12 protein-coding genes are annotated in these 11373 nt (G+C 70.6%); 8 read left to right on the forward strand and 4 right to left on the reverse strand.

Translation table 11 applies throughout. From position 1 onward, the window contains the following. The first annotated feature begins 115 nt into the window (after positions 1-115). Both ACSIH6_RS29495 and ACSIH6_RS29500 read left to right on the forward strand, forming a co-directional pair. Positions 116-1138, forward strand: a complete 1023-nt coding sequence (locus ACSIH6_RS29495) for a LacI family DNA-binding transcriptional regulator (protein ID WP_435111595.1) — start codon at positions 116-118, stop codon at positions 1136-1138. Positions 1139-1161: 23 nt separating this feature from the next. After that, the gene (locus ACSIH6_RS29500; protein ID WP_435111596.1) at positions 1162-1755 is read left to right on the forward strand and encodes a mycothiol-dependent nitroreductase Rv2466c family protein; all 594 of its coding nucleotides are present in this window, start codon (positions 1162-1164) and stop codon (positions 1753-1755) included. A 311-nt stretch (positions 1756-2066) separates the two neighbouring features. Here ACSIH6_RS29500 and ACSIH6_RS29505 read toward each other — a convergent pair whose 3' ends face one another. Together ACSIH6_RS29505 and ACSIH6_RS29510 are read right to left on the reverse strand one after the other, a co-directional pair. Continuing rightward, positions 2067-2237: a DUF397 domain-containing protein gene (locus ACSIH6_RS29505; RefSeq protein ID WP_435111597.1), complete on the reverse strand. Its 171-nt coding sequence runs from the start codon at positions 2235-2237 to the stop codon at positions 2067-2069. Further along, positions 2234-3040 carry a helix-turn-helix domain-containing protein gene (locus tag ACSIH6_RS29510; RefSeq protein WP_435111598.1) on the reverse strand — a complete coding sequence of 269 codons (807 nt, stop codon included), beginning with the start codon at positions 3038-3040 and terminating at the stop codon, positions 2234-2236. Before ACSIH6_RS29510 ends, ACSIH6_RS29505 begins: the two co-directional genes overlap by 4 nt. A gap of 198 nt (positions 3041-3238) precedes the next feature. Here ACSIH6_RS29510 and ACSIH6_RS29515 point away from each other — a divergent pair, with 198 nt between their 5' ends. From ACSIH6_RS29515 to ACSIH6_RS29535, 5 genes are all read left to right on the forward strand, one after another. Next, entirely contained in the window at positions 3239-3691 is a 453-nt protein-coding gene (locus ACSIH6_RS29515) for an ATP-binding protein (protein WP_435111599.1), read from the forward strand. 122 nt (positions 3692-3813) lie between these two features. After that, on the forward strand, positions 3814-4038 hold the full coding sequence (locus ACSIH6_RS29520; RefSeq protein WP_435111600.1) for a helix-turn-helix domain-containing protein: 225 nt from the start codon (positions 3814-3816) through the stop codon (positions 4036-4038). A 107-nt stretch (positions 4039-4145) separates the two neighbouring features. Beyond that, entirely contained in the window at positions 4146-5117 is a 972-nt protein-coding gene (locus tag ACSIH6_RS29525) for a D-alanine--D-alanine ligase family protein (RefSeq protein ID WP_435111601.1), read from the forward strand. Next, the gene (locus ACSIH6_RS29530) at positions 5101-6102 is read left to right on the forward strand and encodes a threonine ammonia-lyase (RefSeq protein WP_435111602.1); all 1002 of its coding nucleotides are present in this window, start codon (positions 5101-5103) and stop codon (positions 6100-6102) included. The genes ACSIH6_RS29525 and ACSIH6_RS29530 overlap by 17 nt, the downstream gene beginning before the upstream one ends. Beyond that, on the forward strand, positions 6056-6709 hold the full coding sequence (locus ACSIH6_RS29535) for a cysteine peptidase family C39 domain-containing protein (protein ID WP_435111603.1): 654 nt from the start codon (positions 6056-6058) through the stop codon (positions 6707-6709). Before ACSIH6_RS29530 ends, ACSIH6_RS29535 begins: the two co-directional genes overlap by 47 nt. Position 6710: 1 nt before the next feature. Here ACSIH6_RS29535 and ACSIH6_RS29540 read toward each other — a convergent pair whose 3' ends face one another. Next, a complete protein-coding gene (locus ACSIH6_RS29540) occupies positions 6711-8090 on the reverse strand; it encodes a UDP-N-acetylmuramoyl-tripeptide--D-alanyl-D-alanine ligase (protein WP_435111604.1) in 1380 nt (459 codons plus the stop codon). A 399-nt stretch (positions 8091-8489) separates the two neighbouring features. After that, positions 8490-10130, reverse strand: coding sequence for an SLC13 family permease (locus ACSIH6_RS29545; protein ID WP_435111605.1), 1641 nt, complete (start codon positions 10128-10130; stop codon positions 8490-8492). A 115-nt stretch (positions 10131-10245) separates the two neighbouring features. Here ACSIH6_RS29545 and ACSIH6_RS29550 point away from each other — a divergent pair, with 115 nt between their 5' ends. After that, the gene (locus tag ACSIH6_RS29550; RefSeq protein ID WP_435111606.1) at positions 10246-11286 is read left to right on the forward strand and encodes a LysR family transcriptional regulator; all 1041 of its coding nucleotides are present in this window, start codon (positions 10246-10248) and stop codon (positions 11284-11286) included. Positions 11287-11373 lie beyond the last annotated feature (87 nt).

An 11373-nucleotide genomic window follows, 5' to 3' on the forward strand; every position in this document is an offset into this window, starting at 1 on the left:
GTGGGAGGACGGCGGGCGGCGCGGGCCGCGCGGCGCGGGAACGCCGCCGACGGGGCCGCGGTCGGCGGGGACGCACACGGTCGTGCACGTGTGCACCATGTGCGGAGGAGGCGCTGTGGCCATCAGCCTGAAGGACGTCGCGGAACACGCGGGCGTGTCGGTCAAGACGGTGTCCAACGTGGTCAACGGCTACCGCCACGTCACACCCACCACCCGCCAGCGCGTGCAGCAGGTCATCGACGATCTCGGCTACCGGCCCAACCTGACCGCGCGGCACCTGCGCAAGGGCCGCACCGGCATCATCGCGCTGGCCCTGCCCGAGCTGGGCAACCCCTACTTCGCCGAGCTCGCCGACGCCGTGATCAACTACGCCGCCGGGCTCGACCGCATCGTCCTGCTGGACCACACCTACGGCCGCAGGGACCAGGAGGTGCTGTTCGCGCAGGGCTTCCGCGCGCGGCTGATCGACGGGCTGATCCTGAGCCCGATCGAGCTGGAGAACGAGGACCTGCTCGCGCGCGGGCACGACGCCCCCCTGGTGCTGCTGGGAGAGCGCGAGTACGAGGCGCCCTACGACCACATCGCCATCGACAACGTGGCCGCCGCCCGCACCGCCACCCAGCACCTGCTCGACCTGGGCCGCCGCCGCATCGCCTTCATCGGCGCCCGCCACGGCCGCTCGCGCCAGCCCGCCCACCTGCGCCTGCGCGGATGGCGCGAGACGGTCACCGCGGCGGGGGCGGCGGCGGACGACGCCCTGGTGGCCACCACCGACGGCTACACCCGCCAGGACGGCGCCCAGGCGATGGCCCGCCTCCTGGACTCGGGTACCGCGCCCGACGCCGTCTTCTGCTACAACGACCTCATCGCGATCGGCGCCATGCGCACGCTCACCGAGCGCGGCCTGCGGGTGCCCGAGGACGTCGCGGTCGTCGGCTTCGACGACATAGAGGACGGCCGCTACTGCACGGCGACCCTCACCACCATCGCGCCGCACAAGCAGGCCATCGCGCGGGCCGCGGTGGACGCGCTGCTGGCCCGGCTGGAGGGCGGCGCGGAGGGCGGGGGACCCGAGTCGCGCCGCGTGCGCCCCGGCTTCGCGCTCGTGCCCAGGGAGAGTACGCTCGGTCGGCCGTGACGCGACGACGACGGGAGCCCGCCGTGACCCACGACCCCTGGACGGTCGACTTCTGGTTCGACCCGGCCTGCCCGCTCAGCTGGATCACCGCGCGGTGGCTGCGCGGGGTCGCCGAGGAACGCCCGGTCACGATCCGGTGGCGGGTCATGAGTCTGTCGGTGCTCAACGAGGGCAGGGACGAGGACCCCGAGGGCGACACGGAGGGCTACCTGTGGATCCCCGCCCGCGTGTGCGCGGCGGTGCAGAGCGGCCACGGGCACGAGGCGCTCGGCCGGTTCCACGAGGCGCTGTGGACCGGGGAGGACGGCGCGGAGGGCGAGTGGATCGGCGACCTCGCCGACGCCCTGCGCCGGGCGGGGCTGCCCGAGGAGCTGGCCGACGCCGGTTCCTCCGAGGAGCACGACCCCCTCCTGCGCGCCTCCCACCACGACGCCGTGCGCCGGGTCCACGGCGAGGTCGGAACGCCGATCCTGGCCCTGACCGATGCCGACGGCGCGTCGCGGGCTCTCTTCGGCCCCGTCGTCGCCGAACTGCCGGACCCGGATGAGACCCTGCGCCTGTGGGAGGCGGTCGTGCTCCTCACCGGCGTCCCCCAGTTCCGCGAGATCAAGTTCTGACCCGCGCGGCCACCGGATCGGCTGCGGGACACGCGGGAGAAACGACCCCAGCGACGGGCTTCAGTTGGTCTGCTCGGCCAAGACGGCGATGACGCCCCCGGTGCCGCGGACATAACAGAGCTGGCAGGCGTCCTCGTGCTGCGCCAGTTCGGCGCCGTGGGCGCGGGGCTTGGCTGTGGACGAGCACGGAGCCCGGTGTGGGTCCCTTCGCCTCTTGGTCGGGGTGGTACCAGCGAGGTAGCCTCACCTCTGTGCGGCACGAAACCGGCCCCGCCCACTACCCCTGGGCAGGGCCGGTTCATGCTGGGCTGCTAGCAGCCACGTACCGCCTTGAGCAGGGCATCCCACTCCTGGGCCTGAAACCCGAGGTGCCCAGCGTGCCGGTTCTGAGTGTCCCGAACCAGAGTGGTACTGCCTTCGGCGACCTCCACGCAGTTACCGCCGCCACCGTCGCTGTAGCTCGACTTGTGCCACTCGTTCATGCGGCCTGCTGCTCCTTAATCTGACTGATCAGCTCAAGAGTCGACCGCGTCGAAAGCGCCTCGCCCTGCATCGCACTGAACAGGTCGAACGCCCTCTTCACCGTCTTCTCGGAGTCTACGATCTCACCTCCCATGGCGTGCTCCAGGTACAGCGCTTGCTGACGCGTACCCAGATCCACGACCCGGTAGGGGGCGCAGAGACCCGGAGCGCCGTCGAGGGGAATCGCTTGGAACCGGATCGTACCGTTTCTGACCAGGTTCTCGACCCACCCCAGTTGCTCAGCAAGAACTTCCCGTGAGCCGATGGAGCGGGTCAGGACTACCTCGTCCACCAGAAACCACATCTTCACCGAGCGCTGCTTCAGCGCGTCCAAGCGGATGACGCGAGCATGCACGATCTCCTCGACTTCTTCGTCCGTGGCCTCCGGAGTCCGCGCTTTGACCAACGCACGAGCATACTCCGGGATCTGTACCACCCCAGGAAAAATGATGGATTGGTACTCGCGGATCTGGGTGGCTTTCCGCTCAAGCGACAACGCGCTCTTCAGCTGTTCCGGAACGCCGCCTTCGAGTTTGGTGTCCTTCCAGAAGGACACCAGATCACCGTCTGTTGCGAAGAGCGCTTCCAGTTTGTCCACATGCTGGCGCTTTGGGATGCGTATGGCCCGTTCGATGGCACCGACCATCGACCCGGTGACCCCGAGTCTTTCACCGACTTCAGCCAGAGACATGCCCCGCTCATCACGGAGTTTCCGAACAGCCTTGCCAAACGGGACCCACTTGGCCTTGACATCTTGAGGCATGGCAACAGTAAACAACAATCTGCGCCTTTCTGACACCAACAGACTCAGAAAAAAACAGTTTTCATGTTGCCATAGCGCTCTGAGCTGGGATTGTGCATAGTCGCCTTCAGGACAACATCGGGCACGAAAAGAGCCCCGGGACCGTCGTGACCGGTCGCCGAGGCGCAGTGCCCCACCCCGAAACCCCCGAGGTGAGACATGCCAAAGCCTATCGTCCAAGCCCCGGCACTTCCACGCCGACTGTGCGGAACCCGTACCAAATCAGGCATCCTGCTCGGCCCTGACCTCAGCCACGTCAAGATCGCCCGACGGTGGGCCGCCCAGGCCACCCGCTCCCGCCCCAGCCTGGCCGAACCGATCAGCGTCGCCGTGTCCGAAATGACGACGAATGCCCTGCGCCACAGCGCTTCCGGGCTTCCTCACGGCACTATCCGCGTGGAGGTCGAACGCACCCCGCGCCACCTCGAACTCCGCGTCACCGACAACGGCCCCCGCCCCGGAGAAGAGCCCACCTTCCCGGCCGTACCCGCCCTCGAACCCCTGCGCCCCTGCGGAAACGGACTGCGCCTGGTCGAAGCCCTGTGCTCCTACTGGGACTGGAAACAGCATCCCTGCGGCGCGATCACCGTCCGCGCCGCCTTCCCCTGGTAACCCAGCCCCTCCATACTCCGCGCCGTCCCCCCGGGCCCCGCCTTTTCCTTCCCAGAGAAGGCGGGGCCACCACCCGACCAGCCGCTCACCGCTCACCGCTCACCGAACACGGAAAGCTCCTCGTGCCCGACTACCGCGACCTCCTCGACGGCCGCCCCGACGTCCTCACCCCCGGCGAAGTCGCCCAACTGTTCAACGTGCGCACCCGCAGCCTCCACCGAGGCGACTGGGACCGTGTGCTCAAACCGTTCCGCACCCTGGGCGGAGCACGCCGCTACCCCAAGGAGCACATCGCCGCCCTGCTGAACCAACAGGACACCCCGTTTCCCCATGAGCCGGTGCGGTAGTGACGCGTCCCCTTGCCCGTCGTGCTCGGGGGCTGGCCGTATCGATTGCTCCCTAGTCGTCACCCCGAACAGATGACACGAACACTCCCCAGGAAAGCAGAAGACACATGGGCGCCCCTTCCCCCCTACTCTCCGCCCCACCAGGGCCTATCGCTGTGGTCACCGGCGGTACCAGCCGCGAACGTGACCGCTCCCTCCTATCCGGGGCGGAGGTCGCCGCCTGCCTCACTCGCCACGGTGTTCCCCACTACCTGGTGGACCCCGCTGGCCCCGACCTGACCAGCCAGCTCCGAGGAGCGTGCGCGGCTTTCCTCGCGATCGCCGGGCAGGGTGCCGAGGACGGAAGGCTTCAGGGTGTACTCGACTCCCTCGGTATCCCCTACACCGGGTCGGGGGTGATGGCCAGCGCGGTCGGCATGCACAAGCCCACCGCGAAGATCGTCGTCGCCGCCGAAGGGGTGCCCGTGGCCGACGGTGAACTCGTCTCCGCGGGCAACACGTCCTTCGGCTGGGAGGATCTGGGGTGGCCGGTGATCGTCAAGCCGACCTCCGAGGGCGGGTCGGTGGGGATGGCCATCGCCCACAGCGAAGCTGAGCTGGCGGCGGTCGTCTCGGCCAGCGTCGAGGACCTGTTGGTGGAGCGTCTGTACCCGGGCCAGGCTGTGACCGTGGGCGTACTGGAGGCTCTCGACGGTACGCTCACGGCGCTGCCGCCGCTGGAGGCCCGCACCACCACCGACTTCTACAGCTATGAGGCCAAGCGCGACCCTGCGTTGCACACCTACATCTGTCCGGCCGATGTGCCCCACCAGATCAGCACGCTGCTGGGCCGGTACGCCAAGAGCGCCCACCGCGCGCTCGGTTGCTCCACCTACTCCCGATCCGACTTCATGGTCAGCGAGGACGGCACGGTCGTGTGGTTGGAGGTCAACACCCTGCCGGGCCTGTCCCCGACCGGGAACCTGGCCACCATGGCCAACGCTGCGGGCCTCGACTACGACCAGCTCATCGCGCACATCCTGCGCCCCGCCCTGGCCCGCGCCCAGGAGAAGGAGGCCGCCGGTGCTGTCAGCCAGTGACATGGACGCGGCGGCCCGCCGTCTGGACGGCGCCGTTGTGCGCACCCCCGTGGTGTCCTCTCCCGGGCTGACCCGTGAGGTGGAAGTACCGGTGGTGTGCAAGACCGAGAACCTCCAGCACAGTGGTGCGTTCAAGTACCGGGGGGCGCTGCACGCCCTGCTCGGGCTGTCCGATGCTCAACGGGCGCGGGGTGTGGTCGGGGCTTCCTCGGGCAACCACGGCGGCGCACTGGCCCTGGCCGGACACGAACTCGGGGTGCCCGTGACCGTGGTCCTGCCCGCCGACGTACCCGCGGTGAAAGCCGACCGAGCCCGCGCCCTGGGGGCTCAGGTGGTGTCCTACGACCGGCACACCCAGAACCGGGACACGCTCGTGGCTGAACTGGCCGCCGAGCACGGGTACACCATCGTGCCCTCGGCCGACCACCCCGCCGTGATGGCCGGGGCTGGCACCGTCGCCGTGGAACTCCTCTCCCAGACACCCGGCATACAGACCCTGCTCGTGCCGGTGGGCGGCGGCGGCCTGGCCGCCGGGTGCGCCACCTGGCTCGCGGAGGCCGCCCCGCACGTGCGGGTCATCGGTGTGGAACCCGAGGACGCGGCCGACACCGCCGCCTCGCTGCTGGCCGGGGAGCGGGTGCGCATCGACGTGCCCGCCACGTGCGCGGACGGGCTACGCCACACCACCCCGCCACCGGGCCCCTTCGAGGTGAACCAACGCCTGCTGACCGGGATCGTCACCGTGTCCGAGGCCGACATCGCGACCGCGATGCGGTGGTGCTTCGAGCACCTGCGCCTGGTGGTCGAGCCGTCCGGGGCGACCGCTCTGGCCACGTTGTCCGCCCGGTGGGGCGAGATCGGCGAGGGGCCCGTCGGGGTGGTGCTCTCCGGCGGTAACGTCTCCCGGGAAACGTTCGTCCGGCTGGTAGGAGAACCCGGTGGCAACCAGGTGCGGGGCCTGCGAGAACACGAGCACGCTGCATGAACCGGTGGAGGCGATCACCCAGTACGCCTCTCCCGAGCTGATCAGCGCGATCGCGTATGACGGACACGACCCCGGCGCCGACCCCGCGTGGGCGGTGTCGGGGGCCGCCTCCCGCGAGGAGTACAGCACGTGGTGCCGTCACGCCTGCGGGATGGCGTGCTTGCGCATGGTGCTCACCCACCGCGACGGTCAGGCTCCTCCGCTACTGGAGCTGCTGCACGGGGTCCGCAAGGCGGGCGGGTACGTCGAACAGCCGGACGGATCGGTGAAGGGGTTGATCTACGCGCCGTTCGTGGAGTACGTGCGCGACACCCACCGCTTGGACGCCCGGGTGCGCACCGACCTGGACACCACCGCTCTGCTCCAGGAGCTGGGTCAAGGGCAGATGGTGCTGGCCTCGGTGCACAAGGAGATCCGCCGACCGGGCCGTCCGGCACCGGGCCGGGGCGGACACCTGGTGCTCGTGATCGGCCACCAGGACGGGACGGTGCACTTCCGTAACCCGTCCGGGCACCGTCCGGACGCCGTCTCCGCGACGCTCCCGGCCGAGCGTTTCGGGGAGTTCTTCGCCGGGCGGGGCGTGATCGTGGACCCCGCCCAGCGGTGATTCACCGGGCCGCGAGCGCGTCCGCGAGTTCCCCCAACCCGAGCGCGTTGGCACCCTTGACGAGCACCACGTCCCCCGACCGGAAGTTGTACCTGCTCAGCCACTCCCCAGCAGCTGCCTTCGTCGCTTCCACCTGCCCGTCGGGACCGTACTCGGTGGCCAGCACACGCGCGTCGGCCTCGCCCACCGCGACGAGCACGTCGATGCCCAGGACTGCGGCGAGCGCTCCGATCTTGCGGTGCTCCTCCGCTGAGCTGGTACCGAGCTCGCGCATCTCCCCGAGCAGGGCGATCGTGCGGCCTGTGCGCTCCTGGCCCAGGTGGGCCAGGGCGCGCAGGGCCGCCGCTGTGGAGTCGGCGTTGGCGTTGTAGGCGTCGTTGACCACCGTCACCCCGTCAGAGCGTTCGGTGACACGCATCCGCCCCTCCGACAACGACTCCGCCGCGGTGAGCGCCTTGCCGATCTGGGTCACGTCCATTCCCGCCGCACCGGCCACCGCGGCGGCGGCGAGCGCGTTGGGCACCTGGTGCTCCCCGACCACCTGGAGGCGCACCGGAGCGTCCCCGGTCGGGGTGTGCAGGGTGAACGACGCCCTGCCCTGCCCGTCGAGGGTGACGTCGGTGGCGTACACGTCCGCGCTGCGCTCCACTCCGAAGGTGACCACCCGGGCCTTGGTGCGCGCGGACATCGCGGCCACCCGCGCATCGTCGGCGTTGAGCACCGCCACCCCGCCCTCCGCTTCCGACGGGAGCGCTTCGACCAGCTCGCCCTTGGCCTTCGCGGTCATCTCCGGGCCACCGAACTCCCCGGCGTGCGCGGTGCCGACGTTGAGCACCGCCCCGATCCGGGGCGGGGTGATCTGGGTGAGGTAGGTGATGTGGCCCTGCCCGCGTGCGCCCATCTCCACCACCAGGTGGCGGGTGTCGGCGATGGCTTCCAGCGCGGTGAGCGGGAGACCGATCTCGTTGTTGAACGACCCCTGCGTGAACACGGTGGCTCCGGCGCGCTGGAGGACCTGGGCGATGAGGTCCTTGGTGGAGGTCTTCCCCGAGGAGCCCGTGAGCGCGATCACGTCCAGGTCCGCCAGCGCCTCGACGTGGGTTCGCGCCCAACCGCCCAGCGCGGTGAGGGGGTCGTCCACCACGATGGCGGGCACGTCGAGCGGGCGAGCGGCGAGCACCGCAACCGCCCCGGCCTTGACCGCGGACGGAGCGAAGTCGTGCCCGTCCCGGCCCTCCTCTCCCTGGAGTGCGACGAACAGGTCCCCGGGGCTCACCTTGCGGGAGTCGAAAGCGACCCCCGTCACCTGGGTCACGGGATCAGCGGCAGTGACGTGGCCGCCGGTGACGGCGGCGATCTGGGCGAGGGACAAGGGCTGCATGCGGCCTCCGGTGTTCACTCGGTGTGACGGTTCGACCGTACCGAGGAAGACGGTTCAAGCGGAGGGTTTCAGGGGTGCCGAATAAACCGGGGTCCGCTCTCCAACGCGTTCTGGGCTACCAGCTCTGGGAGGCCGAACACCCGTACGCGCCCCGGGTGCACCCTGGCACGGGTACACCCTGAGTAAGGACGAGCGCAGGAGGCTGGACGAGGCGCGTGAGCGCCTGTGGGAGGCGGTCGTGCTCCTCACCGGCGTCCCCCAGTTCCGCGAGATCAAGTCCTGACCCGCGCGGCCACCGGCTCCGACGCGACACGGCGGGCCGCTCGGACCGCCGGGCCGGGCGACCCGCCTGGGTGCGAGGGCGCAGAGCCACGTCCCCACGGTGGCGCGGGGCGCGAATCAGGTCCCGATGCCGGTGAGCGCGGCCATGAGCGGGACGAGCGCGATGATCAGGGCGGCGCCGATGACGTCGAAGCAGACCCCGGAGCGGATCATCCGGGTGATCGGCACGCAGCCCGAGCCGTAGACGATGGCGTTCTGCGGCGTGGAGACGGGCAGCATGAACCCGAAGGACGCGGCGAACGTCGCCGCGAGCGCGGGCACGAACGGGTCGACCCCCGCCGCCACCGCCAGGGGGATGACGATCGGGACGACCACGGCCGCAGAGGAGGTGTTGCTGGTGGTCTCGGAGATGATGACGGCCAGGACCACGCCGAACGCGGTGATGGCCAGGGAGCTGGTGATCCCCAGGCCCGAGGAGGCCGCCTGGCCGATCGTGGCCGCGAGCCCGGTGGAGGAGAGCAGGGCGCCGAAGATGATGCCGGTGCCGAAGAGCAGGATGGTGCCCCAGTCGATCCGCGCGGCGTCGCTCCAGCTCAGGGTCATCTCGCGCCGCTTCCAGCTGACGGGCAGCACGAAGAGCAGGCAGGCGCCCAGGACCGCGACGATGCCGTCGTTGAGGCGGTCGTCGACCAGCGCGTAGAGGGCGGCGTCGGTGCCGGTGAACAGTCCGACGAAGGCCGGGGTGAGCCACAGGAGGACGGTGGTACCGAAGGCGAGCACCGTGTTCTTCTCGGCCCGGCTCATCGGCCCCTGGGCGGCGCGCTGCTCGCGGATGTACTCGGTCACGCCCTCGATGCGGCGGATCTCGGGGCGGTTGATCAGGAGCAGCACCACGGCCAGCACGGCGAACATGCCCGCGACCAGGGGCAGGGCGGTCAGGACCCACTGCGTGAACGGGATGCGCTCGCCCGTGGCCTCCTCGATGAGGGCACGGCCGATGAGGTTGGGCGGGGCGCCGACGGGGGTGAGCAGGCCGCCGACGCTCGCCCCGTAGGCGAGCATGAGCATCAGTGCGGCGCCCACCCGCAGCCTTCTCGGGTCGAAGCCGGGGCGCACCACCCCGCGGTCCTGCATCAGGCGGGCGATGACCGCCAGGATCCCCAGCGCCGTGGGCATGAGCATGGCCACGGTGGCGGTGTTGGAGATGAAGCTGGACACCACGCAGGTGATGGCGCCGAAGGCCAGGATGATCCGGGTGGTCGAGGAGCCCACGCCCGGCAGGGCGAGCACGAAGAAGGCCAGGCGCCGCGCCACACCGTGCTTGAGCATGGCCTGCGCCAGGACGAACACGCCGATGAAGGTGAACACGGTCGTGGACCCGAAGGGCGCGAGGACCTCGTCGGGGGGCGCCACCCCCAGCAGGACGATCGCGGCGACCCCGATCAGCCCGCCGATCGGGATGGGCACGCTCTCGCAGATCCACAGGGCGATCACCCCGAGCAGGACCGCGGCGAGCAGCTGCTGTTGCCGGTCCATCCCCAGCGAGAGCAGGGCGAAGACGATCGCGAGCGCGGGGGCCAGGGCCCATCCCAGCGTGGCCCGGCCCCGTTCGAAGCGCTCCTCGGTGGGCGAGAGCCTCTGCCGCGCCAGATCCTCCCGCGACCGTCCGCCCAGGAGGGCTGCCTCCACGTCGGTCCGCCCCGCCCGGTCGGGCGGAGGAGAGGCGGGAGGTGGTGCGGGTGTGGTCTCCGATGACATGCGGTCTCCTTCGGTCGGTGCGGAGACCACTCTCAACGTGTGACCGCGATCACGTCCAAGACGTAGTTTCTCTCAGACCCATAGACTGCGCCTATGAATCGGTGTGTGAGCTGACATGGACGCGCGGCAGCTGGCCTACTTCCTGGCCATCGTCGACCACGGCGGCTTCGGCAGGGCCGCCGAGCACCTGCACATCGCCCAGCCCTCGTTGTCCCAGGCCATCGGGGGTCTGGAGCGGGAGCTGGGCGTGGACCTGTTCCACCGGGTGGGCCGGGGCGTCGTGCTGACCGACACCGGCACCCGGCTGATCGAACCGGCCCGCCAGGTGGTCCGGGACCTGGAGGCGGTGCGCGACACCGCGCGCTCGGCCCGCGGGCTGCGGCGGGGGCGGGTGGACCTGGTCTCGACGCCCTCGCCGGGGATCGAGCCGCTCACGACGCTGATGGCCTCCTTCGCGCGGGAGTACCCGCTGATGACGGTCAACGTGGCGGGGGCGTTCACCCCCGAGGAGGTGGTCCAGCACGTGCGCTCGGGGGCGGCCGAGATCGGGCTGCTGGGCTCGGCGGGCCACCCGCGCACCGCGGACCTGCGGGTGCTGCCCATCGAGGAGCAGCCGCTGGTGCTGCTGTCCCCGCCCGAGACGGAGGGTGCCCAACCCGAGCGGGACGGGTCCGGCCGGGACGAGACCGAGCCGAGCGGGTCCGGCCGGGACGAATCCCACCGGGACGAGACCGAGCGGAACGGGTCCGGATCCAGTGCCGCCTGGCCCGACTCCGACCGGATCAACCGCGCGGACCTGGACGGGCTGAGGCTGATCGCCTCCCAGCGCGGCAGCCTCATGCGCCAGATCGTGGACGACATCCTGGCGGACGGAACCGACGCGCACCTGGCGGCCGAGGTCGACCACCGCACCTCGATCCTGCCCCTGGTGCTGTCCGGGCTCGGCCACGCCGTCATGCCTTCCTCCTGGAAGCCCATCGCCACGCGCATGGGCGCCCGGGTCCGCCTCATCGAACCGGTCTCCCACCTGCGCGTCATCATCGTCAGCCGCGCCTCCCGGCTGACACCCGCCGCGCAGGCCTTCCTCGGCACCGCCGAGCTCTACGCGAGGACGCGCTCGGGAGCGGCACAGGAGGGTCGTTCCCAGCAGGCATAGGCGCCGCCTATGGGTCACATCGCAGATCCGTCTTGGACGCGGCCGGGTGCGGCGCGCTTGACTTCCGGGGAACCCGACCGACGGAGG

This window comes from Nocardiopsis synnemataformans, assembly GCF_965343085.1.
Classification (GTDB): Bacteria; Actinomycetota; Actinomycetes; order Streptosporangiales; family Streptosporangiaceae; genus Nocardiopsis; species Nocardiopsis alborubida.